Source organism: Microvirga aerilata, from assembly GCF_016743775.1.
GTDB classification, from domain to species: Bacteria; Pseudomonadota; Alphaproteobacteria; order Rhizobiales; family Beijerinckiaceae; genus Microvirga; species Microvirga aerilata.
In genome coordinates, this window is sequence record NZ_JAEQMY010000023.1 from 32830 (window position 1) to 56037 (window position 23208).

The 23208-nt window shown below is 59.3% G+C and carries 22 protein-coding genes and 4 pseudogenes; 15 read left to right on the forward strand and 11 right to left on the reverse strand.

Features of this window, described 5'->3' with window-relative positions; genetic code table 11:
• Positions 1-180 precede the first annotated feature (180 nt).
• From JKG68_RS16250 to JKG68_RS16265, 4 genes are all read right to left on the reverse strand, one after another.
• Complete coding sequence (locus JKG68_RS16250; RefSeq protein ID WP_202061450.1) at positions 181-939, reverse strand: ABC transporter ATP-binding protein; 759 nt, start codon at positions 937-939, stop codon at positions 181-183.
• A 47-nt stretch (positions 940-986) separates the two neighbouring features.
• Positions 987-1724 (reverse strand): ABC transporter permease, encoded by a 738-nt coding sequence (locus JKG68_RS16255; RefSeq protein ID WP_312890824.1) that lies wholly within the window; start codon positions 1722-1724, stop codon positions 987-989.
• A gap of 68 nt (positions 1725-1792) precedes the next feature.
• The gene (locus tag JKG68_RS16260; RefSeq protein ID WP_202061455.1) at positions 1793-2614 is read right to left on the reverse strand and encodes an ABC transporter permease; all 822 of its coding nucleotides are present in this window, start codon (positions 2612-2614) and stop codon (positions 1793-1795) included.
• A gap of 333 nt (positions 2615-2947) precedes the next feature.
• Positions 2948-3673: a FadR/GntR family transcriptional regulator gene (locus JKG68_RS16265; RefSeq protein ID WP_246515507.1), complete on the reverse strand. Its 726-nt coding sequence runs from the start codon at positions 3671-3673 to the stop codon at positions 2948-2950.
• A gap of 530 nt (positions 3674-4203) precedes the next feature.
• On the opposite strand from JKG68_RS16265, the gene JKG68_RS35145 reads away from it, so the two are divergent.
• The 3 genes from JKG68_RS35145 to JKG68_RS16280 are packed head-to-tail and all read left to right on the forward strand — an operon-like array spanning position 4204 to position 5252.
• Entirely contained in the window at positions 4204-4806 is a 603-nt protein-coding gene (locus tag JKG68_RS35145) for a helix-turn-helix domain-containing protein (protein WP_202061457.1), read from the forward strand.
• Entirely contained in the window at positions 4803-4991 is a 189-nt protein-coding gene (locus JKG68_RS16275) for a hypothetical protein (protein WP_202061459.1), read from the forward strand. The genes JKG68_RS35145 and JKG68_RS16275 overlap by 4 nt, the downstream gene beginning before the upstream one ends.
• 30 nt (positions 4992-5021) lie before the next feature.
• Positions 5022-5252 carry a hypothetical protein gene (locus tag JKG68_RS16280; protein ID WP_202061466.1) on the forward strand — a complete coding sequence of 77 codons (231 nt, stop codon included), beginning with the start codon at positions 5022-5024 and terminating at the stop codon, positions 5250-5252.
• A gap of 13 nt (positions 5253-5265) precedes the next feature.
• Here JKG68_RS16280 and JKG68_RS16285 read toward each other — a convergent pair.
• The 4 genes and pseudogenes from JKG68_RS16285 to JKG68_RS16300 all read right to left on the reverse strand — a co-directional run.
• A pseudogene (locus tag JKG68_RS16285) lies at positions 5266-5735 on the reverse strand (IS110 family transposase); the annotation flags it as partial.
• A 192-nt stretch (positions 5736-5927) separates the two neighbouring features.
• Positions 5928-6569: a ThuA domain-containing protein gene (locus tag JKG68_RS16290; RefSeq protein ID WP_202061473.1), complete on the reverse strand. Its 642-nt coding sequence runs from the start codon at positions 6567-6569 to the stop codon at positions 5928-5930.
• Positions 6570-6598: 29 nt separating this feature from the next.
• A pseudogene (locus JKG68_RS16295) lies at positions 6599-7696 on the reverse strand (Gfo/Idh/MocA family protein).
• Positions 7697-7726: 30 nt separating this feature from the next.
• On the reverse strand, positions 7727-8953 hold the full coding sequence (locus JKG68_RS16300; protein ID WP_202061475.1) for an ROK family transcriptional regulator: 1227 nt from the start codon (positions 8951-8953) through the stop codon (positions 7727-7729).
• Positions 8954-9164: 211 nt separating this feature from the next.
• Between JKG68_RS16300 and JKG68_RS16305 the strand changes: the two genes are divergently transcribed.
• The 8 genes and pseudogenes from JKG68_RS16305 (at position 9165) to pdxA (ending at position 16190) form a co-directional block, all read left to right on the forward strand.
• On the forward strand, positions 9165-10436 hold the full coding sequence (locus tag JKG68_RS16305; RefSeq protein WP_202061480.1) for an ABC transporter substrate-binding protein: 1272 nt from the start codon (positions 9165-9167) through the stop codon (positions 10434-10436).
• 121 nt (positions 10437-10557) lie between these two features.
• Positions 10558-11439, forward strand: coding sequence for a carbohydrate ABC transporter permease (locus JKG68_RS16310; protein WP_312890825.1), 882 nt, complete (start codon positions 10558-10560; stop codon positions 11437-11439).
• Complete coding sequence (locus JKG68_RS16315; protein ID WP_202061482.1) at positions 11432-12283, forward strand: carbohydrate ABC transporter permease; 852 nt, start codon at positions 11432-11434, stop codon at positions 12281-12283. Before JKG68_RS16310 ends, JKG68_RS16315 begins: the two co-directional genes overlap by 8 nt.
• Before the next feature lie 58 nt (positions 12284-12341).
• A complete protein-coding gene (locus JKG68_RS34725) occupies positions 12342-12518 on the forward strand; it encodes an ATP-binding cassette domain-containing protein (RefSeq protein ID WP_376773161.1) in 177 nt (58 codons plus the stop codon).
• Positions 12496-12906, forward strand: a pseudogene (locus JKG68_RS34730) (TOBE domain-containing protein); the annotation flags it as partial. The gene JKG68_RS34725 and the pseudogene JKG68_RS34730, both read left to right, overlap by 23 nt.
• 563 nt (positions 12907-13469) lie before the next feature.
• Positions 13470-13862: a 2-keto-3-deoxygluconate permease gene (locus JKG68_RS34735; protein WP_202061549.1), complete on the forward strand. Its 393-nt coding sequence runs from the start codon at positions 13470-13472 to the stop codon at positions 13860-13862.
• 13 nt (positions 13863-13875) lie between these two features.
• Complete coding sequence (locus tag JKG68_RS16330) at positions 13876-15150, forward strand: four-carbon acid sugar kinase family protein (RefSeq protein ID WP_202061484.1); 1275 nt, start codon at positions 13876-13878, stop codon at positions 15148-15150.
• Between the two features lie 29 nt (positions 15151-15179).
• The gene (gene pdxA / locus JKG68_RS16335) at positions 15180-16190 is read left to right on the forward strand and encodes a 4-hydroxythreonine-4-phosphate dehydrogenase PdxA (RefSeq protein WP_202061486.1); all 1011 of its coding nucleotides are present in this window, start codon (positions 15180-15182) and stop codon (positions 16188-16190) included.
• Between the two features lie 29 nt (positions 16191-16219).
• Here pdxA and JKG68_RS35150 read toward each other — a convergent pair.
• The 3 genes and pseudogenes from JKG68_RS35150 to JKG68_RS16345 form a co-directional block, all read right to left on the reverse strand.
• A pseudogene (locus tag JKG68_RS35150) lies at positions 16220-16399 on the reverse strand (IS6 family transposase); the annotation flags it as partial.
• 84 nt (positions 16400-16483) lie between these two features.
• On the reverse strand, positions 16484-17680 hold the full coding sequence (locus JKG68_RS16340) for a mandelate racemase/muconate lactonizing enzyme family protein (RefSeq protein WP_202061488.1): 1197 nt from the start codon (positions 17678-17680) through the stop codon (positions 16484-16486).
• Positions 17681-17696: 16 nt separating this feature from the next.
• Positions 17697-18482 carry an IclR family transcriptional regulator gene (locus JKG68_RS16345; protein WP_202061490.1) on the reverse strand — a complete coding sequence of 262 codons (786 nt, stop codon included), beginning with the start codon at positions 18480-18482 and terminating at the stop codon, positions 17697-17699.
• Positions 18483-18669: 187 nt separating this feature from the next.
• Here JKG68_RS16345 and JKG68_RS16350 point away from each other — a divergent pair, with 187 nt between their 5' ends.
• The 4 genes from JKG68_RS16350 to JKG68_RS16365 all read left to right on the forward strand — a co-directional run bounded on the left by JKG68_RS16350 (position 18670) and on the right by JKG68_RS16365 (position 23139).
• Positions 18670-19101 carry a VOC family protein gene (locus JKG68_RS16350; RefSeq protein WP_202061492.1) on the forward strand — a complete coding sequence of 144 codons (432 nt, stop codon included), beginning with the start codon at positions 18670-18672 and terminating at the stop codon, positions 19099-19101.
• Positions 19102-19287: 186 nt separating this feature from the next.
• Positions 19288-20448 carry a mandelate racemase/muconate lactonizing enzyme family protein gene (locus tag JKG68_RS16355; RefSeq protein ID WP_202061494.1) on the forward strand — a complete coding sequence of 387 codons (1161 nt, stop codon included), beginning with the start codon at positions 19288-19290 and terminating at the stop codon, positions 20446-20448.
• Positions 20449-20508: 60 nt separating this feature from the next.
• Positions 20509-21684, forward strand: coding sequence for an amidohydrolase/deacetylase family metallohydrolase (locus tag JKG68_RS16360; RefSeq protein ID WP_202061496.1), 1176 nt, complete (start codon positions 20509-20511; stop codon positions 21682-21684).
• 237 nt (positions 21685-21921) lie between these two features.
• Positions 21922-23139 carry an ABC transporter substrate-binding protein gene (locus tag JKG68_RS16365; protein ID WP_202061498.1) on the forward strand — a complete coding sequence of 406 codons (1218 nt, stop codon included), beginning with the start codon at positions 21922-21924 and terminating at the stop codon, positions 23137-23139.
• Positions 23140-23208 lie beyond the last annotated feature (69 nt).

Here is a 23208-nt window from a genome sequence, read left to right on the forward strand (position 1 = left end):
ACCGTTCCGGCGGAAAAGAGAGTGTCACCAATACATTCACGCGCGGCCCGTCTGTACGAAGTTCGCTGGCTACTTTCATGGGAGCTGCCAGGACCAACCAGAGTTGCCAGCCGAGGTAGAGCGTGAAGACGCTGACCACAACACGGCCTCGCCCGGAACTCAGCATTAATTTCAGCAGTCTCATGCAGAGCGCACCATCTGAAGAACCTCCGATGAGAGGCGCTTAAAATCATCTTGTTCTGACACTGTGTCCCAGGCCCGCGGACGAGATATCGGTATGTCGATCTCGCGAAGCACTTGCCCCTTGGACAAGACAATGACCCTGTCGGCGAGGAACACGGCCTCGCCCACATCATGGGTGATGAAGAGGACTGTATGGCGCCGCTCTTGCCAGATGCGAGTCAACTCTTCTTGCAACGTCATTCGCGTCTGGGCATCGACACTCGCGAAAGGCTCGTCCATCAGAAGAACGTCAGGTTCGTTTGCCAGCGCCCGCACAACGCCAACGCGCTGCTGCATGCCGCCAGAGAGTTCATTAGGGTAACGGTCGGCTGCGTTCGTGAGCCCTGCCAAGGCGAGAAACTCGCGTGCGATGCGATCACGCTCCGGCTTAGGAATGCCTCGCATCTTGAGCCCGAAGCCCACGTTATCGATGACCGTCTTCCAAGGGAACAGAGCGAAGTTCTGGAATACGACGCCCCGATCTGGACCTGGACCCTTCACGGGACGGTCTCCCACGAGAACTTCGCCCTTAGTTGCTGGCAGAAAGCCGGCGACCATGTTGAGGATTGTGCTTTTGCCGCAGCCTGAGGGACCGACGACTGCGACGAACTCGCCCTCACGAATATGGAGCGAGACGTCCTGCACGGCCGTAACCCTTGATCCCATGTTCAGGTCAAAGTACGTCTTGTGCAAGTTTCGAAGCGTCAGACCCTTCATGCGTCTCCTCCGGCTATTAAGGTCGCCTTCTCACGGGGAACCGTGCATCAGGACCTTGCGATGAGTCCCCAGCGCTGGCCTGTAGCTCTCTCGATCGGTGCGAGGATCCAGGCATCAACGACGTACCAGAGAAGACCAAGGACGATCATCCCTATCACGATTTCGACTGCCGACCCGGCTCGCCTCGCATCGAACATCATAAATCCGATCCCGCTCGTCCCAACGATGATTTCGGCGGCGATCAATGCTCGCCAACCGTAACCGAGGCCGTTCCGCAGCCCGGTCATGATGTTGGGGAGGGCACCCGGCAGGATTACCTCGCGGAGAACCGCTATGCGGGATGCTCCTAGCGACAGCGCTGCGCGAACGAGTTCTGGTGCAATAGACCGAACTCCGAGTGCAGTGTTGAACACGACGGGAAAGATCACCGTATAGACAATAACGAATGTCATTGTCGTAAGACCAAAGCCGAACCAGATCAGGAGAAGGGGGAGCCAAGCAATGTCGCCAATCGCCTGAAAGAAGAGCACGAGTGGCCATAGGGCTGTATGAGCAGCGCGGTTCAGGCCGACTAGCAATCCGAGCGGAACTCCGATCGCAATCCCACAAGCAGCACCGAGCGCAAGACGTCCGATGCTGTCCTCAAGATAGGCTGGAAGAATTCCTTTGTAGGTAAGCACGGCGAAGCCGTTTACCACCTCCAAGGGGCCGGGAAAAAAGGCCCGCGGGAAAACCTCGGCTGCTGCCACGCCCCACCAGAGTGCCACGATTGGAAGGAAGGGCACGAGAGCCGCGATCGTTGGCCAACGCGCTGCCCAGCGGCCGTATTGCTCTAAAACTTGTCCGAGTTGACTCATGTGCGCTGTACCAGTCCCCAGCGTTCGATCGTCGCTCTTTCAAGTGGGGCGAGAAGAAGCCGGTCGATGAAAAGCCAGATGATACCAATGATGATCATTCCAAGCACGATCACCTCAGTGCGGTAGAAATCACGAGCGACGAACAGCATATAGCCGAGGCCGACATCGGTCGCGATCATCTCTGCTGCAATCAGGCCACGCCACGCAAAGCCAAGGCCGGTTCGAACGCCTGTCACAATATTGGGAAGAGCACCGGGGAGAAGAACCTCCGTCAGCATGGCGACTCGACCGGCGCCAAGCGAGGCCGCAGCGTGGCGCAGCCGCGGCGGGATCGCTGATACGCCGAGCAGAGTATTGTATGCGACGATGAAGAAAACAGCGTTGAAGATCACAAATGTGATCGCCCCGAAGCCGTACCCGAACCAAAGTGTTGCAATCGGAATCCAGGCGATTCCAGCAAGAACTGAGAAGAAACGAAACAGCGGAGTGAGTAAGGCCGAGACACCTGAATTGACGCCCATTGCAACGCCGAGCGGAACAGCGGCAGCGACAGCGAGCACGGTCCCAAGGGCCACGCGGCCAAGGCTTGTCGCGACATGGGCTAAGAGTGTGCCATCGCGAAGCCCGTCCGCGGCAGCACCAAGCACCGCCTGGACACCAGGAAAAACCCGCGGACTTACATCGAAGATAGTAACGATTGCCGGCCACGCCAATAGAAGCAAAACAAGCGGGGCAATGAAGGCGGCCGCTTGTCTTACGTATAGCCAAACCCTCTTTGGTCCTGCGATGAAAGCGATAGGCTCAACGTGGTCGCTCATCGGATCCCCTGAATGAGGTTGACGGCGCAGAGATCATTTTGACCATAAAGGACGCGGCAAACGTGTTGCCCGCCGCTACGGTCGTGTCGTTCACACAACAGGTGGTCATCTCCGTTGTGACGGTGCCAAGGCCTTGCACACACCCTACTGGAAGAACTGGACACCTGTTGCTCGCAGGTTTGGCGAAGTGGATCCGCTCAATCTGGTAGTGAGGGGGCGCGGAGTCGCGACTCCTAGACAATCCTCCGCCTGTGGGCTCTTTTGCTTCCTTCGGACCGGTGCTCCCACTTGTGGGCTTCTGGAGCACACTGATTTTAAAAACAGTGGTAAAGGTCATCCTGCTACCTCCACATCTGTAGTTGCAAGGCGGAAAGTCTCAGTGAGGAAACTGTGGGTGCGGTCGAGTAACAGCTCCATTGCAGCGCGGGCGTTGTGAGCGTCCCCACGCTCGATCGCATCGAGCACTGCCTTGTGGTTCGGCAGGTTCGGTGCGAGACCTGGCATGGCGACGGCAAAGACTGTGTGTAGGATGGCCTCGAGGCCGCTGCGGAAACTCCCAAGAACCGGATTGTGCGTGGCGTCGAGAATAGCGAGGTGGAATACGCGATCAGCTTGAGTCGCCACGGCTAGATCGTCCGAGTACTTCGCCATCGTAGCATAGGCGTCCTTGATGGTTTGCCGCTCAGCCGCCGTCGCACGCTCGGCGGCGAGCGCCGCCGCTGCGGGCTCTATAATTCTTCGTGTCTCCTCAAGAGCTAAGAGGAGGCTATGGTCCTGCTGACTCTCCCCGAGCCAGGCCAGAACTTCGCGATCGAGGAAATTCCAGTTCTGACGTGCTTGGACGCGGGTGCCGTGCCTAGGACCGACCGTAACCAATCCCTTTGTAGCAAGGATTTTCACGGCTTCGCGAACAACACCGCGTCCGGCACTGAGACGTACCTCAAGGTCTTGCTCCCGTGGCAGTACACTGCCAGCGTCGTAGTCCCCATTGGCAATCGCTCTACCGAGTGTCGAAACAACTCGGTCGATTTTCCCAGGCTTGGCGTTCGCACGCATCATCAAGCGCGCGCTATCAATTGCGTGCGCCTGTGGCGCTTGGACCAGACCACCCGCATAGCTGCATCCTCCCAGTTCGCCGATCTTTGTCAGCGTAACTGCCGCAGTCTGACATGACTAACTTTAACTGACAAGATCATCCGATGTTAAACATCGGATGATCGATTGCTTAAATCGATGAACAGTTAGGCATTGTCACGTCAATGCTGACGCCTCGAGCTATTCCGCGGTAGGGTAGGGGTGCAGCCTATCTCCTTCGGATGGACGCTGCTGGTCGTCAGTCGGCGTGCCGCCTCGTTCTCCTTGGCGCGCTGAGCAATCTTATGATCGAGCCGGGCAATCTGCTCGTTCAGTCAATGAAGCATCTCGACCACCATCTGGAGGATCGGTTAGGCGATCTCGGGGATCGGCTCTGCCCCTTCTTCGACAGCCTGCATGAGTTATACCCATCCAGAGGATTGCTGACTCGGATTTGCATTGCTGTGCCTGGCATGATTCCCTGATGGCAGGGGCGCAGTTTGCAGGAGACCACCATGGCCGGGCTCCCGATCCGTCAGGACTACGCGCCATTCGATCTGCGTGAGAGGGACACCCGGGCCAGCCTGCGGTTGCTGGCCATTGCCAATGCGCTGGAGGGCATGACCCGGGCCGAGGCCGCGCGACTGGCCGGCATGGAAAGTCAGGCCCTGCACGATGCGATCCAGCGCTTCAATGCTGAGGGACCTGACGCTCTGCATGACCGGCATCGCTCCGGTCGCCCGGAGCAGCTCGCTTCCGGTCAGCAAGCTGCGCTCAAGGCCCACATCCTGCGCGGGCCTGAGCCCGAGCGCGATGGGGTGAGCGCCTGGCGCTTGGTCGACCTGTGCGAGCATGTCGAGCGGACCTATGGCGTTCATTACAGCGAATGGGGGCTCGTGCCTGCTCAAGCGGCCGAACCTGTCGCGCCAGAAGACCCGGCCCTCGCACCCGAAGGGCAATCCGGCCGCGCAAACGGCGTTCAAAAAAGAAACTCCCGTCAGAACTGCAGGCCCTCGCGACCGAGCACCCTGAGGCGCGTCTTCAACTCTGGTGCTAGGACGAGGCGCGCTTTGGCCAGAAGGGCCGGACTACGCGCGTCTGGTATGAGCGTGGGGTGAGTCCACCCGGTGTAGTCGATCAGCGCTTTGAGAGCCTGTATCTGTTTGCCGCCTGTCGTCCCGGCACGGACGAGACCTTCGCGTTGGCTCTGCCGCGGGTGAATGCCGACGCCATGACGATCTTTCTGGAGCAGTTTGCCCGGCAGCTCGAACCCGGTGTGCATGCGGTGCTCGTGCTGGATTAGGCCGGCTGGCACGACGCGCGGGCCTTGCACGTGCCAGAGACGATCACGCTGCTGCCCTTGCCGCCGGCGTCACCCGCGCTGAACCCGGTGGAGCGGGTCTGGCTCTACCTGCGTGAGCGCTATCTCTCGCTTCGTATGCTCAACGATTATGAAGCCGTGTTGGATGCGGTCTGCCGCGCCTGGAACCGGCTCCTCGACGAGACAGGCCGTCTCACAACATTGACGGCCTACCCGTATCTCACTGCGTCAGGAATTCCATGAACGGGTATTACGGAACGTAAGCTGGCCCTCTTGCGACCACGAGCCCGAACTCGGTTAGGTGGCTTCGAAGTGCATCGATGATTTGAGCCCGTTGCCGCACCAGGAGATCGCGCGCCCGGAACACGAGGGCGGCCTGAGCCGGCTCGCTCTTGGGCGCTACAAAGCGCATCGTTGGGCGCCCGGCTGCCTCGCAGATCGCCTCAGCATCGGCCGCATCGTTCTTCTGGCGTTTCACAAACGGCTTCACGTAAGCCGGTGGAATCAGCCGAACGGCATGCCCGAGCCGGCCGATCTCACGGGCCTAGTGGCGTGCGCTGCCGCGGGCCTCCATAGCCACGTGCAAGGTGGCTGGGACGAGAAGAGCCCGAGGACTTGGTGTCGCTGCAGCCTCTTGCGGAGATTGACCGCCCCGGACGCATCCGCTCCGTGTGCCTGGAAGACGTTCTTCGCCAGATCCAGTCCAATTATGCTCACCTCGCACATGGACGCCTCCCTTGAGTGTAATCCACACCTCCACTCTGGCACAGCGAGGCCGTTGAAGGGCGTCTACCCAGCAAAAACCGAGCTACAGCGCAAATTCCTTGTTCTTCTAACTCGGGATGTTTGGCACGCCGCGAGCCGGCTTAGGTGTCGTAAGTTTATGCCGGCCCGATCGTTACCTCTTTAACTTGGTATTCAACGCGCAGCCCAGAGCATGCCCCGCCTCAGGATGGTGCGCATCTCTGGGATCTCGAACTCTTTCGCCACATGCCCGAGGGAGCTGTAGAAGACCCGCCCCTCGCCGTAGCGACGCTTCCACACGACCGGCATCACTACATCCTTGGTCCAGTAGGCATGCTCGCCGGAGAACGTCGTCGTCGCCAACACCTCGTTTGAGGGGTCAATGTGCATGTAGTACTGCTCGGAATGGTAGTCGAAGTCGCGGATGCCCTGCATGACTGGATCGTCGGGGCGGGTGACGTTCACGCGGTAGTCGATGATGTTGCCGGGATGGGCTACCCATTGGCCGCCGCACATGAATTGATACTCAACCGCCTCGCGGAACGCGTCGCACATACCACCATGATAGCCGGCAAGGCCGACACCACCACGGACGGCCGCCGTGAGATTGCTCAGCTCCTCCTTCTCGATCTTCGACATGGTATAGATAGGAACCACCAGGCTCATGTCGGATAGAGCGGGGTCGGCAAACGCCTCGGTCGAGTTCTCGACATAGACCCTGAAGTCCTCCTCCTCCAGCATGCCGGCAATGATGGAGGCGCACTGCTCCGGCTCGTGCCCGCTCCAGCCGCCCCATACAATCAGTGCCTCGCGCATTGTCGCACCTCCCAGTTTTCCTTTGGTTTCTAGTCCAGCGAGCCGAACTGAAGCTTCGTCGGCAGCATGGCCGGCCGTTCAGGTCGCGATTCGATGCTGACGTGGGTTCCTCGATCCGAGGACACCTGGAAGGCTTCCATAACCTCGAGAGCATGAAAAGCGAGCTCGCCCGACGCGCGGTGAGGGCGCCCAGATCGGATGGCATGGGCCATATCGGCGACACCAATGATCCGGTAGTTCCCGCTCGCGTATGGATGCTCGGTCGGCTGTTCAGTCCACTCCTTTGCCGCGGTGGCGAGCTCGATGGCGCCGAAGAACCGGTTGGGATCCGGAGCGCTCAGGCTGCCCGCAGTCCCGTACAGCTAGATTGGCCTATGGCGGTGCCGGGGGACATCAAAGCTCATAGCGACCGACACGACCGCGCCAGAGACGAACTCAAGCGTCCCTGCCACGTGCGTTGCCACCTCTACAGGAATCATCGTGCCCTTCAACGGCTCGCTCGTGATCTCGCGTTCGGACCTGGTGCGGGATGTAATGCCCGCCACCCTGGCAACAGGGCCAATCAGGTTCACAAGAGCTGTGATGTAGTAGGGCCCCATGTCCAACATCGGCCCGCCACCTTTGGCGTAATAGAAGGCCGGATTGGGATGCCAGCGCTCATGGCCGGGGCACATGAAGAACGCGCTGCCAGCTAGGGGGCGGCCGATCGCTCCCTCGTCGATGAGCTTGCGGCACGTTTGGTGTGATCCACCGAGGAATGTGTCAGGCGCACAGCCGACGCGTAGCCCTCGCTCCTTGGCCATTTGCAGGAGAGGCCGCGCCTCGGCGGTCGTAAGGCCAAGGGGCTTTTCAGAATAGGCATGCTTGCCGGCAGCGAGGGCTTTCAGGCCGACCTCCACGTGGGCGGCAGGGATCGTGAGATTGACCACGATCTGGATCAACGGATCCGCGAGCATCTCGTCTACCGACATTGCCCGCAACCCGAATTGGGCTGCACGTGCCTCGGCTGCCTCTGGCAGGATGTCAGCGATCCCCTTGATGTCAAGGATCGGAAACTTTGACGCGGCCTTGAGATAGGCCTCGCTGATATTTCCGCATCCGATGATGCCGATGCCCAAGCGTTCCATATTCACTCCCTTGCATGATTGAGATTGGCATTAGCGCTTCTTGGCTGGTCCGGTCGTTCCCCAGGGGGCACCATAGAGATCGCGCAAGGTCAGGGCTGCGGCGCCACGGGCCCAGGTATCGTCGCTGGACTCGTGGACCACGATCTCGGTGACACCGGAGATTGTTTCGGGCGTTCCGGCCTGGACCGCATCACGCAAGGGCTTGAGGAGGAGATCTCCCGCCTGGAGAGCCGACCCGGCGAGAATGACCTTCGGTGGCGCGAACAGCGTGATCAGGTTTGCGATCGCGATTCCTAGGGCGCGTCCGGCCTCTTCGAAAATCTCTGAGATCCGCTCGTCACCGGCTTGGGCGAGCGACACAGCATGCTCCATGCCACGCGTCCCGCGAAGGAGCTTCTCCTGCGGCGTTCCACGGGCAAGAACAGCCGCTGCCGACAGGATCGCAGTGGTCGACGCGATCCCGGAGAGGCGCCCCGGGCGGGACCCGTTCCCGATGCTGCCGATGGGCGACACGATCAGGTCGCCCAGGTCCGGGCTAAGTCCGTTCGCCCCACGGAAGAGCTCGCCCGCGTGAACGATGCCAAGTCCGATCGTATGCTCAATGGAGACGACTAGGAAGTCGCTGAGGTCCCTGCCGTGACCGAACCATTGCTCGGCGAGGGTGATCAGGTTGACGTCACTCTCGACCGTCGTCGGCACCTTCAGGCGCTCTTGGAGGTCGAGGCCAAGCTTGAGATTGCGCTCCGAGAAAATTGGACTGTAACGGCAGATGCCGGAGGCGCGCTCGACGATTCCCGGCACGCCGAGGCAGAGGCTGTTGATGTCCTCGACCTGCAAGCCCGCCGCCTCGATGCATGAGCGAACGCCGTCCTCCACGAGATCCAGGATGACCGTGGCGGGTTGTCGGTCGACCCTAATCGGGATCGATACCGTGCCAAGGACGTCCGCCTGGAAGTTGGTGATCGCAATGGTGATCTTGTTGGGGGCCAGCTTCGCGCCGCAGACCGAGGCCGCAGCCGGGTTGAGCTCGAGCATGATGCGCGGTCGTCCGCGCACTTGGTCAGGGGCAGGAGCGACCTGGCGCGGGATGACCAGGCCGTCCTCGAGGAGGGCCGCCGTAATTGCCGAAACGGTTGTGGGGCTCAGCTCGGTTTGCTCAGAGATCTCCACGCGCGAAATCGATCCCGAACGGCGGATGGCATCCATGACGTGGAAGCGGTTGATGGCACGCATCAACTCAGGATCGGCTGTTTTCATTGCAGAACTGCCTGCCGGTCGGAAGACAATATTAATCCGGAAGCCGCATTTAATTACTCTGCCCTGCACTCTGTCAATCGACAAACGCTCGGAGTTTCGAGACACAAACCCAACAGCTGCTTGACAAGCCCGTATCTGCGGCGCACGATTTAATCAATAAGCCAAAATAAAGGGCGAATGCCCGGCAGAGGAAACACCGAGGAGAACAGCAATGCGCGTTACAAAGCTGATGCTAGCGGCTGCTTGCGCGATCACGGCCTCATTTTCTGGAATGACTGCGGCATTCGCTGACGTGACCGTCAGAATGCTTCACGTCGAGCAGAACGCTCAGGTCACCGGCTTTTGGAATGACATCGCCCGCCGCTACGAGGCCTCTCATGCGGGTGTAAAAGTGGAGGTCCAGTATCTGGAAAACGAGGCCTACAAGAAAAAGCTGACCACGCTTCTGCAATCATCCGATAGGCCGAATATTATATACAGCTGGGCAGGCGGTGTCCTACGCGACCAAGTCAAGGCGGGGGTGATCGAGGACCTGACGCCCGTCATGGACGCTCCCTGGAAGGCCCGCTTCGTTCCGGCGGCCGTCCAGGCCTACACCATCAACGACAAGGTTTATGGCGTGCCGATGCACACGGCCCAAGTCGGGTTCTTCTACAACAAGGACCTGTTCGCCAAAGCCGGACAGGACGCGTCGACGATCAAGACTTGGGATGACCTGCTCGGGGCCGTCAAGAAGCTGCAGGCCGCCGGCATTACGCCGATCATCGCAGGGGGAGCCGACAAATGGCCGGTTCACTTCTATTGGTCGCATCTGGCTATGCGCATTGGCGGCAAGGAGGCCTTCGAGGCAGCCCTGCGCGGCGAGGGCAAGGGCTTTGCCGATGCCACCTTCGTCCGGGCAGGCGAGGTGTTCAAGCTATTGGCGGACCTCAAGCCATTCCAGGCCGGCTTCCTCGGAGCGACCTATCCTCAATCGGCAGGCCAATTCGGCGATGGCAAAGGCGCCATGATGCTCATGCTGAACGGCCTCCTCAACACCATGAAGGCCAATGCAGCAGACAAGGTGGGCATTCCCGACGACAAGCTGGGGTGGTTCCCCTTCCCGACAGTTGCGGGCGGCAAGGGTGACCCGGGCGATACCTTGGGCGGTTTGAATGGCTGGCTGGTGACAAAGGGATCGCCGAAGGAGGCGGCCGACTTCCTGAAGTTTTTCTCCGAGGCGGAAAACCAACGCCAGGCTGCAGAGCGCGGTTTCTACATCCCCGTAGTGGTTGGCACGCAGGATGCGATCAAGCACTCGATCCTGCGCCAGCTTGCAGAAAACGTCGCCAAGTCAAAGTACCACCAGCTCTATTACGACCAGATGCTTGGCCCATCGGTCGGCGCCGTGGTCAACGACATCTCGGCCGATCTCGCTGCCGGACGGATGAAACCCGTTGAAGCGGCTGAGGCTGTCCAGCAGGCCTGGGAACTCGCCCAATAGTCCGACTTCTCCCGGAAGAGCGGTCACGCCGCTCTTCCTTGCAAGACAAAAAGGGAGGGGAACTGTGGCAACAAGCGTCACAGGTGGGGTGACCAGAACCGTTTTCCAGGCACCATCCTGGTTGCGCGCGTCATCGGCGGCCATAGGCGGGACAAGCGCCATGGTGCTGCTGTTCCTGCCACCAGCCCTTTTCCTCTTCACCCTATTCGTGGCGCTCCCGATGGGGGAGGCCGCTTGGTACAGCTTCTACAGCTGGAACGGTTATGGGGCGCCCACAGACTTCGTCGGATGGCGGAATTTCGAGCTTCTGTTCGCGAACCGGGCCTTTCGCATTGCTCTGACAAATAATTTTCTCATCATTGTGGTGTCGCTGGCCATCCAGCTCCCGCTTGCCTTAGGAATGGCTATCCTCCTCGCCGACCGAGTGCGAGGGACAGCGACCTTCAGGCTCATCTTCTTCCTGCCCTACATTCTGGCGGAGGTCGCCGCAGGTCTCATCTGGCGCTTTGTCTACGACGGCGAGTATGGGCTTCTCGCAAAGCTGTGGGAGTTGTTTGGAGCGACACCGCCTCACGTGCTCGCCGAACCTGATATCGCCATCTACGCCATCATGGTAGTCGTGGTCTGGAAGTATTTCGGCTTCCACATGATGCTGTACATTGCGGGCCTCCAGCAGATCGACCGCAGCCTGTACGAGGCCGCACATATCGACGGCGCAACAGGCTGGCAGATCTTTAGGCGGATCACGGTGCCGCTCCTTGGATCGACCATTCGCCTCTCCGTCTTCTTCGCCATCCTCGGATCGATTCAGCTGTTCGATCTCATTATGCCCCTGACCAAGGGAGGGCCTTCGGACAGCACCCAGACTATGGTCACCTATCTCTACAGCTATGGTGTTACCCGAATGAGGATCGGCTTCGGCAGTGCGGTCGGGGTGGTTCTATTCCTGATCTGCGTCGTCTTCGCCTTCGGCTATAAACGGGTCCTCATGCGTCATGACTAGCACCGTCGCTCGCTACGATACACCGGTCACCATCGCTCCGGTCCTTCGATACGCCATTCTCTTTATCGTTGCCGGAGGCGTGTTGATCCCGCTGATCGCCACGGCCCTCGGCGGCTTCAAGTCGCTCGGCGAGCTTCGGGTCAATCCGTTTGGATTGCCGAGTCAATGGGAGTGGATCAACTACTGGGAAATTCTGTCCAGCAGTCGTTACTGGCAGTTGATGGGAAACTCTCTGATCATCGCGGTGCTCACCGTCATCCTGACGGTTACCGCTGCCGCCATGGCAGCTTTCGTGTTCGTGCATGTTCGCTTCTTCGGCGCGACGTTCCTCCTGAACTACCTGCTTCTTGGGTTGATGTTCCCTGCCGCGACCGCTATCCTGCCCCTCTTCATCAAGATCCGCGATCTTGGCCTTCTGGATACGTATTGGGGTGTGGTGCTGCCCCAGGTCGCCTTCGGCTTGGCGATGAGCATCCTCCTGTTCCGAAACTATTTCCGCCAGATTCCGAAAGACCTCTTCGAGGCGGCTGTGATCGACGGATGCGGCTACTTCCGTTTCTTCTGGTATGTGATACTGCCCTTGTCACGCCCCATCCTTGCAACGGTAGCCGTTATCGTCTTCGTTCACAGCTGGAACAACTACCTGCTTCCGTTGGTCGTGCTGAATCGTGACACGCTCTATCCATGGCCGCTCGGGATCATGGTCTACCAGGGAGAGTACTCCACCGATTGGAACCTGATCCTGGCGTTTATCACGCTGACGATCCTACCGGCGATCATCATGTTCTTCGCGGCACAAAAGCATATTGTTGCGGGATTGATGGCGGGGTCGGTCAAAGGATGAGGACAGAGAACTTTCAGGCTTGTCGCATCAACGAACATAACCAAGGAAAGACATCGATATGGCATCTGTCGAAATCCAGAATGTGAAGAAGGCCTACGGGGCGGCTCAGGTGATCCATGGCGTCTCAGTCGACATTCGGGATGGTGAGTTCGTCATCTTGGTTGGGCCGTCCGGCTGCGGCAAATCCACCCTCTTGCGCATGATCGCCGGCCGGCGCCCCGCTCGAACTCTATGATCGACCGGCCAACCTCTTTGTGGCAGGCTTCATCGGCTCGCCGGCCATGAACTTCCTTAAGGGACACCTACAGGGCGGCCGCTTCGTCACGGCTGGCGGGCTCTCCCTGCCAGTGGCCAATGCGCCAGCGGCCTCCAATGGGCAGCCCGTCGTCTACGGCATCCGGCCAGAGCATTTCATTCTCGACGATACCAACGGCCTGCCGGCGGAAGTCGGCGTGGTTGAGCCGACGGGATCGGAGACGCAGGTGTTCGCTAAGCTGGGCGGCACGGATGTAGTGGGCGTGTTTCGCGAACGCGTCGATGCAAAGCCAGGTCAGCAGATCAGCGTCACGCCCGATCCGAGGCTGGTGCATCTCTTCGACGAGCAGACTGGTCTACGCCTATGACCCAGAGTTCCCCAAAATGGGAAAAAGTAAGACGGCAGTGCGCAGTGCGCAGTGCGATCGCGGCCGCAACCAGGTTACCGGCACCTTCTCTTCTCCGCCCACAGTTTCGGTACTCTTTCTTCCTGGCACATCCGAGACCTAAGCTCAGGGCAGCAGTTCTCACCAATCCAGACATTCGAAAAGGTCGGCGAACTTCACTGCCTGACTCTCATCGGACCTTGTGCCTAGCTCATTCCGCTCAGAGCCGCAGACATGGATCAGATCCTCGCTCGGGGCACGCTTCCGATGAAGGAAAGGCCGGTAAGCACGGTCGGTGCATCCATTAGCTGACATTCTGACCGTGGAACTAGGCGACCGTCGAGGACCGCACCCGGCTACCAAGTGATGGTCTGGACTAAGAAAGCCAAGGTCGAAATATATTTGCTGCTCTTAGATACCGACTGGACTAATCCACGCGTTAAAATATTCGGCTATCTAAGCCAAGGTGTATTCGCTTGAGGTCTCTACCATCGCGCAGATTGGGATCAACCGTGCGATAGAACGGGGTCAGGAGATATGATGGTATCGCTCGTGCTAACTGCGCGACGTTCGCCACCTTCGCGCTTCGAGCCGGGGATTACTTTGACTCCTTCACAGGTGCGTTATTCAAGGGCTCCCTGTCAATCCCCATGATGTTTTGGATCTGCATGGACCCCACCATTGACATCTGCTCGACACCTTATGTTCTGCAGAAGGGCGCCGCCATCTTGGTGACTAAGGTTGGCATGGGCATTCAGATCAGCGTCATAGTAATTGCGATCCCCGTTCCTCTCGTCACACATCGGTGGGCAACGCGTGTCCAAAGCACCGCTGTTTCGCCAGGTGCCATGCCCGAGCCCCAGGCGTGGGAGGTGTCGGTGACCTCAGTTGGACGCCGACGGCCAAGAAGCAACCAACAGGTGGAACGATCTGCCTAAAGGAGGACCGCTGATGATCGAAATCCTCATTATTGCTGACGATCTCTCGGGTGCCGCGGATTGCGCTATTGCCTGCGTCAGCGTCGGCGCCCGGACGGTCGTCATCATTGATCCTGAGGCGGATACAGATAACGCGACCGCAGTTTCGGTCGATGTGAACTCCCGCGCCATGGAGCCGAGGGAAGCGGGAGCCGCTATTGTCGCAGCGACCGAGTGGCTCTATGAAAAAGGCACCCGGATCCTCTACCAGAAGATAGACTCCACCCTGCGCGGTCACTGGGCTGATGACATGGTTCATATCCGCCAAGCGGCAGCAAAGGTTCTGGGGCGTGCGCCTCTTGCCATCGTGGCGCCCGCCTTTCCGGAGGCGGGGCGGGCGACGATCGACGGTCATGTGTTCGTCAACGGAACGCCACTTGAGGATACTGAGGTTTGGAAGCAAGCCGGCTTAACCGGGCCTGCCGATCTGCGCATGCTTCTGACGCAAGCAGGGCTCAAGGTTGAGTTAGCCAGTCACGAGCAGGTGGCACTGGGTTCGGAAGCGCTCCAGACGAAGCTTCTAAACTGGCTGGATGCCGGGTGCAGTGCTGTGGTGTGCGACGCGCAAACGGAAGTCGACCTGCTCACAGTTGCGGCAGCAACCCTCGCCCTGCCTGAGAAGCCCTTGTGGGTAGGCTCCGCTGGCCTGATGCGGGCACTCGTCAGGGCAGGGGAAGCCAAGACAACATCTTTATCCCCACCCACGCGAGATGGGGTGGAGAAACCTGTCCTCGTCGTGGTCGGCAGTGCGTCTGGAGCGTCGCATATGCAGTTCGACGCTTTGGCGCAGGCTGCAGACGTCTCCTGCTTGGTTATCCCTTCCTCCAACCTGCGATTGGACACTGGTCCAAGCCAGGTAAGAGCAGATATCCAAGTGCTCATTGATGCCCTGGCTTGCGGCTCGGATGCCGCAGTAATGATCGGAAATAAGGAAATTGACTTCTCGGAGGGGCCGCAGCTTGCGACGGCCCTCGCCGATTTGATCGCTCCCTACCTGTCTCAGGTTGGCGGTCTCGTGGTAACAGGCGGGGAGACGGCACGAGCCATTCTGGTCAAGGCTGGCATATCCGGGTTGAGGATGCTGGGCGAAATAGAGCCTGGCGTTCCGGTTGGATTATCCATCGGCGAGATCGCTATCCCCGTAATTACCAAGGCTGGGGCGTTTGGCGACTCTACGACGCTGATACGTTGCCATGCGGCGCTGCGCGGCGGTACGAGTGATCATTTAATCCCTGCCTCGGGCGGGTAAACCGGCGTTTGGCGCCAGGGAGTTCGGGTATGAAACGGCCAATCATAGCGATCACGATGGGTGATGCGGCAGGCGTAGGCCCCGAAATCATCATGAAAATGCTTATCCACCGTGATGTATACGAGCGCTGCAAGCCTCTGGTGATTGGCGATGCGAAGCGCCTCCGAAGAGCAGGTGAGATTATCGGTTCCACACACAGTGTTCAGCCGGTCGCGGGTCCACAGGAGGCTGCGTTTGAGTTCGGGGCAGTTGACTGCATCGACCTCGATCTGATCCCTGCGGATCTTCCCTGGGGGGAACTATCTTCAGTCGCTGGCGACGGTGCGTTCCGATACATCGAGCGGGCGGTCGAACTGGCCTCAGCGAACGAGGCCGATGCTATTTGCACTGCTCCGCTGAATAAAGAGGCTCTGCACGCAGGTGGACACATCTTTCCAGGCCACACCGAGATCTTGGCCACGCTGACACATACGCCAGAGGTCTCGATGATGTTAATGACGCCGAAGCTGCGCGTCATTCACGTCACCACTCATATTGGTCTCATCGACGCCATTGCGAAGATTGAACCCGGCTTGGTCGAGCGCACGGTCCTGAGAGGCCAGGAGGCTCTGGTGCGTTCAGGCATCGACAGCCCGCGCATTGGCGTGTGCGGCATCAATCCTCATGCAGGCGAACACGGGTTGTTCGGCCATGGCGAGGAGGAGGAAAAGATCGTGCCCGCCGTACAGGCGCTTCAGGCGCGCGGCATCAATGTGGAAGGACCGCTTCCTGCCGATACCTTGTTCTTCCGGGCTCAGCGTGGTGACTTTGATCTCGTGGTCGCAATGTACCACGATCAGGGCCATGGTCCTGTCAAGGTCCTAGGGATTGAGGCTGGCGTGAATGTTACCGTTGGCCTGCCTGTCATACGCACCTCTGTGGATCATGGCACCGCTTTCGACATCGCCGGAACGGGAAAGGCTGACGAGCGGAGTATGATTGAAGCATTGAACCAAGCGATCATCTTGGCTCCTCAGCGTTTGGCAGGAGCGCAAAGCTAACAACCAAAGCTGAGTTTTCGATTGGCGTGGCCGAACCTCAGCGCCCGCTGCCGCAAGGTTTTATGGCTTACATCAATCCCGCGGGTGGCCAGAATCTCCTCCAACGCCCGGAGGCTGAGCGGGAGCCGAAAGTACAGCCAGACAGCATGGCTGATCGCCTCGGCCGCGAAGGGGTGGCGGGCGTAGCGGGAATGACGAATCGGGTTTATCCCTCATGTATGGCTCTCGGTGGCCGCCACCGCGTTAACCTGACAATACCCTGTCGGGGCCGCGAGGAATGGCCAATGAGGGACTTATGAGAAGAAGGCACGGTCATCTTCGGACAGGTATTCCTTCGCCCGTTCAGGGATGAGCTCGACTCCCATGCCGGGCCGGTCGTGAACCTCGATCATGCCGTTCTGGACGATTGGGTTGGGGAGCCCTTCCACGATTTCGCTCCACCATGGCGGATCCGCGGTTGTGTACTCGAAGGCGATGAAGTTGCTGGGTAGCGTTGCGCTCACCTGGATCAAGGCCGCGAGACCCAGAAGGCCGTTCGCGATGCCATGAGGGGCGATCGTGATGCCATGCAGGTCGGCGAATTCGGCGATCCATTTCAGTTCGGCAATGCCCCCGACATCGGCGGGGTCTGGCCCAATCACATGCACAGCATGGGTTTCGATGAGTTCCTTGAAGTTCTGCCGCAGATAGATCTGCTCCCCTGTGTGTATCGGGGTGATGGAGGCGCGGGTCAGCTCGCGGTAGACGCCCGCATTGACCCAGGGCGTATAGTCACCCGATAGTACGTCTTCGATCCAGAGGAGGTTGAATGGCTCGAGCATTCTGGCGAGCCGAAGGGCATCACCAAGCATCCAGCCCGGGCCGCAATCGAGCGCCAAGCCCACGTTGTTTCCCGTCACCTCCTTCATGGCAGCGACGCAGTCCACCAAGTGGCGGAGACCTTTCTCCGTCACAGGTCCGCGGTCGAGAGCGCCATGGAAAGGGCTGACGTTTGGTTCACCGTAATAGAAGTCCGGTACTTCCCGCTTCATCGAGGAGTGAAAGCCGATCGGCTGCTTGAAAATGGTGAACCCCTCGGGGAGCGCCATCATCTTGCGCATATCGTCCGCATAATCTTCTGGTCTGTGGCCCGCGAGAGGGAAGCGGATCGAGCCATTGTAGACACGCACCTTGTCGCGGACCTTGCCGCCGAGCAGCTTGTGAACAGGCAGGCCCGCGGCCTTGCCAGCCAAGTCCCACAGAGCCATCTCGACGGCGCTGACCGCTGCCCCCCATGGCTTGAACCCCCCACGCTGCCTGATCTTGAGCATGACCCGCTCGACGAGGGTGGGATCCTCGCCAATCAGCGCCTCGCGCAGGGCAAGGATGTGCGGCTTCAGGTAATGTTTCCATGTCTCGGCCTGGGCATAGCCCGAGATACCTTCGTCCGTAACGATCCGCACGACTGGGCTCTTGCCAATGATGGCGCACTTGAGATCGACGATCTTCATTCCCTTCTCCTCCGGGCTAGGTCGGCATCGCATCCGAAATGGCACGCCCGGTATCGATGGCGGCCATGCGAATCTCTTCCATCCGGCTCGAATCCGCACCCGCCAGGAAGGGCACGCTGACGGCAGCCGCCAGCCTACCGGTCTTGAAAAAGACTGGAGCCGCGAAGGCATGAATGCTGGGGGCGCTCTCACCTTTGTCCTGTGCCCAGCCAAGACGCTTGATCCGCGCCAACTCAGCGCGAAAACGCTTCGGATTGGTGATAGTCCTGCCGGTATAGGTGGGGAGCGGATCGGCCAACCACTGGTCCAGGTCCTGCGGCTCGACATATGACAGCAGAAGCTTGCTGGCCGCACTCGCGTGGGTTGGCATGCGCTGGCCCGGCTTCACTGTCAGCGCGTACTCCCGCCGCCCTTGCGAGGCGGCGACCACGACGATCCCTTCTTCGTCGATGACGCTCAGCTTGACGCCCTCGCCGAGGTCAGCCGAGAGCCTGTCCAAAAAAGGCTGGCTGAACGCCGCGATATCGAAATCGCTCGCCCGGGACGCAACGTGAGACGCCAGGGTCAATAGCCTGCGGCCGAGACTGTACGCCCCTACCTTGTCCCGATGCACCATGTCATGGCGTTGCAGGGTGTTGAGAATGCGGTAGACGGCTGTTCGGGGCAGATTGAGAAGATCGGTCAGATCCCGGATCGTCAGGCCGGTGCTGTTGCCGTGCTCAAGGGCCTCCAGAACCTCCATCATGCGATCAATAGCAGGGATCGTATGTCTGTTTTCTGTGTCCTGCGCGATTTCGCTCATCGTTCTTCCGGTTCGCTATTGACAAGTATTTGTCGACCGGTACCATAAATAAATGAACAGCAAAAGTTCATATTTGAACAAATTGCCGGACGGACGGACTCATGAGGGAGGACGCGGACATGAGGCTTGAGAGCGGAGCCGCACTTAGGATCCGAGTGCGAGGCATGCTGGCCGGGTTGGTGCTGTCATGCTGACGGTGTCGTCAATCGCCCATGTCGCCATCCGTGTGAAGGACATCGCGCGCACGCTTGATTTCTACACGAACAAGCTCGGATTCACGGAAATGATGCACCTAGACCGCGATGGGCGGTTGTGGCTCGTCTACCTTCGAATAACGGACGACCAGTTCTTGGAAGTTTTCCCGGAGGGCGAGGGCGAACGTGCCGCGGAGCGCGAGGCTGTCGGCTATAACCACATGTGCCTGTCCGTTCCCGACATCGATCAGACGATGCGTGAACTCGAGGCAAGTGGCGTTCCGTTGATCCGTCCTAAGACCATGGGAGCCGACGGTAACTGGCAGGCCTGGATCGAGGACCCTGACGGCCACCGGATCGAACTCATGCAGATGGGGCTGGACAGCATGCAGGCGGCAGCCATCCAGCGGCTGAAGCAGGCATAGGGCATCTCGGCCAACGTCGCCCACCGTGTGGCTTGAGGGGCATTTCTCCTGCTCCTCGGCTGACCGTCCTTTGGGACATCATGTGGCGGGCTGATCGGTTCGGATCAGCCCACGAAACGTCTCTGCAGAGCACATTCGTAAGTGGCACCAGGAAACGCGCGGCTGATCGGCCTGGAGGGAGCTTAGATGAAAATTGTGGCACAGAAGGTGTTCGTCGCAAATGCCTCGCGCACGAATTTCGTGTTCGTTAAGCTCTATACTGATGAAGGCATTGAGGGGATCGGGGAGGCCACATTAGAGTGGAAGACCAAGACCGTTGTTGCCGCTCTGGAGGAACTGGAACGCGTCCTTGTGGGGCGCGATCCGTTTGCGGTGGACGCCATCATTGAGCAACTCCACCGCGACAGCTACTGGCGCACAGGCGCGGTCTTCCGCACGGCTTTGGGGGCGATCGAGGCGGCTCTTCTGGATATCAAGGGAAAAGCTCTCGACGTACCGGTCTTTGAGCTTCTTGGAGGCAAGTTCCGGGATCGGGTGGCGTGCTATGCGAACCACTGGTTCTTCGGCTCGGAGACGCCCGAGCAGTACGCCGCCAACGCCCGCAATGCCATTGCCATGGGATATCGGGCCCTGAAGTGGGACCCCTTCGGGGCCGCCGATTTGGAAATGGACCGGCAGCAGCGCCGGACGACGATCGAGATCGTGGAGGCGGTGCGCGATGCTGTCGGGCCTGATGTTAACCTGATGCTCGACGTTCATGGGCGGCTGAACGTCCCCACGGCAATCGCCATGTGCAAGGCTCTCGAACGTTATGATCTGACTTGGATCGAGGAGCCGACTCCACCTGAAAGCATCGATGCGCTGGCGGAAGTCCGTGCAAGCAGCCCGATTCCAATTGCGGCCGGCGAGCGCTGGTTCGAACCTTCCCGGTTCATTGAGGCCCTGAACAAGAAAGCTGTCGACATCCTTCAGCCTGATGTCTCCCATGTCGGCGGCCTTGGCGAGACGAAACGGATCGCTCATCTGGCGCACAGCCATCTGATCCCGGTTGCGCCACATAACCCGGTGGGACCTGTGATGAATGCCATGACGCTCCACACGTCGGCCGCCATCCCGAACTTCTCGGTCTTTGAGACAGTCTCCGTAGATGTTCCATGGCGCAAGGAGCTGGTGCGTGAGACCCTGCAGTTCGAGGATGGATACATCCTCGCGCCCACGGCTCCGGGCCTTGGTGTCGAGCTGATCGAGGAGGCGTGCGCGCGGTTTCCATATGAAGACCATGACGTACCGCTGTTCGATGGGACCATCAACACGCGGGGAATTGCCACCGGTGCAAAGACGTTTTGAGGATAGAGACTTCTAAAAGGCCTGGGCTGTTGATGAACCGGTAAGCCTCTGGGGGTGGTGATGAGTGAGAGGTTGCTGATAAAGAACGGGCGCCTTCTCGATCCCTCTTCCCGGCGCGATGAGATCGTGGATGTCGCGATAGCGGACGGCAGGATAGTAGGTCTCGCTCCCCATATCGACGCCAGCGGACACCACGTTGTCGACGCGACTGGCGCTCTCGTCGTGCCGGGCTTGGTCGATATGCATACCCATGCCTATTGGGGCGGCACTTTGCTCGGCGTAAATGCAGACAAGATCGGCCCCCTTAGCGGCGTAACAACATGGGTCGACTGCGGCTCTTGCGGAGCGGCAACCTTCGAAGGGTTCTTCCACCACGTGATCAAGCTGAGCCGGTTGCGGATCATCCCCTTCGTCAACCTGTCTTACATTGGCCTCACACAGGCAGGGAACTTGAGCATCGATGTTGGGGAGCTATACGATTGGCGGTTCGCCGATCTTCGTGCGCTGCGCCGCATCAAGGCGGAATTCGGGTCCGTGATAGCCGGAGTGAAGCTGAGGGCAAGCAACAATGCCTGCGGCGCGAACGGCCCTATCGTGCTGCCGCTTGCGCGCGAGGCGGCGGATATCCTTGAAGTGCCGCTAATAATTCATGTCGGAACCGCTCCGCCCAGAATAGACGAGGTGCTCCCTTATCTCAAGGAGGGCGATATTCTGACCCATATCTACAATCCATCGATCGGTGGCTGCGTTCTCGACGAGCGCATGCGCTTGCGACCGTCCGTTCGCGAGGCTATTGCCCGTGGCGTCAAGATGGATGTGGGACATGGTGGCGCAAGCTTCTCATTCGAGATTGCAAAGGCGGCCATCGACCAGGGTTTGCTGCCGGATGCTATAAGCACGGATATTCATGCACACAACATCGACGGGGTGGTCATTGATCTCCCGCATGTCATGGCCAAGTTCATGGCGCTTGGCTTTTCCCTGGAGCAAGTGCTCAGGCTTACGACCTGCTCTCCGGCTGACATTCTCAACCGGCCAGATCTTGGCAGGATCGAGCTTGGAGGGGAGGCGGATCTGGCCGTGTTCCACGTCCGGCATGATCCCGTCCGGCTCTACGACTCTCTCGGTGCAAGCAGGGAAGCGGCAACCACATTGGAGTGCAGGCTGACGCTGTGCAAGGGGCAAGTCGTCAACACGTTCGAAGATGGGCGAACCGAAGGCCGGACATACTCATGAGCGCAGAGCCGGGCTCGGCTCCTTTGTGCTTGTCGGTATCATTGAACTCTCTGAGCGCATCAGCGAAGTAATTCCAGATAGTCGGTTGACATCAATTATATTTCATCGATAACTTTTATTGAAATGAATTGGCATAGTTCAAATATGAACAGTAAAAACGCCGATCAACTGAACGACTCAGGTCGTCACCGCATCCGCAGAATGATGCAAGGTCGGCTCCTAAAGGGAGGAATGAGAATGACGAGATCAAAGCGTTCCATTGTTGTTCTAGCAGCTTCCATGCTGGCGCTCTCGGCTGGCAGCTGCCTTGCCGGCGACGTGGTGTGGTGGACGCCCAATTGGGGTGAGGCGCGGGCCCGCGACCTGGCCGAAAAGTTCATGAAGGCGAACCCGGATACCAAGATCAAGATCGAGGTGACAACGTCAGACGGGTTGCCACAGCGCGTCCTGACCACGCTGCAATCGGGTGCTGCGCCGGACATCATCGAGGTGCAGCACGGGTGGGTGAACGGCTATGCCCAGAACAACCTCGTCATACCGCTCGATGACACGCTGCAGGACCGCAGCGATTATGTTCCCGCCGCGCTTGATTACGTCACCTGGAATGGGAAGCTCTGGGCAATCCCCTACCGCATCGAAACGCTCGCGGTGGTCTACAACAAAGGCCACTTTAAGGAGGCGGGGCTCGACCCTGAGAAGCCGCCGCAGACCTGGGACGAGTTCGTGAAGGCCGCGACAGCCCTGACCCGTGAGGGACGGTTCGGCTTTGCGATCACGGGCGGAGGCGAGGTCGGCAACACGATCTTCCGGTCACTGCCTTTCATTTGGATGAATGGCGCAGACATCATCTCGAAGGATGCCAAGACGGCTCTCGTCAACAAGCCCGAGGCTGTGGAAGCGGTGAAGTTCTATACGGACTTCTACAAGAAAAAGATTTCTCCGACATCGACACTGGAGAACGATGGCATTGCCAATCGACGCCTCTTCATTGCTGAGAAGGTTTCCATGTACCAGGCCGGTCAATTCGACCTTGCCTCGATCAAAAAGGAAAATCCAAAGATCGACATCGGCGTGATGCAAATTCCCCATCCGAGCGGCAAGGATACGGCAGCCATTCTGGGCGGCTGGAGCTTCATCGTCCCGAAGAGCGCTAAAAATCCGGCAGAAGCTAAGAAGTTCATGCAGTTCCTGAACACGTCGGAGAACCAGGGCTATTTCACGGATACGTTCCCGGCTCGAATTTCGTCGATGAAGCTGCCTCGCTTTGATGATCCGATCCTTGCAGGATTCAAGGCAATGCTGCCTTATGGACGCCCTGCACCAAGCCATAAAAATTGGGTCCAGATCACGCAGGCCTACTTCAGCAACATCCAAGGCATCATGCTCGGCAACGAGGAGCCGCAGGAGGCAATGGACAACGCGGCCGACGATATTCAGTCCCTGCTCGGCGACTAATTCCCACGAGCCCGAGCTCCAGGATCCAGCGGCGTAACGCCGCTGGAAACCACTTTCCGCTCTTCGAGG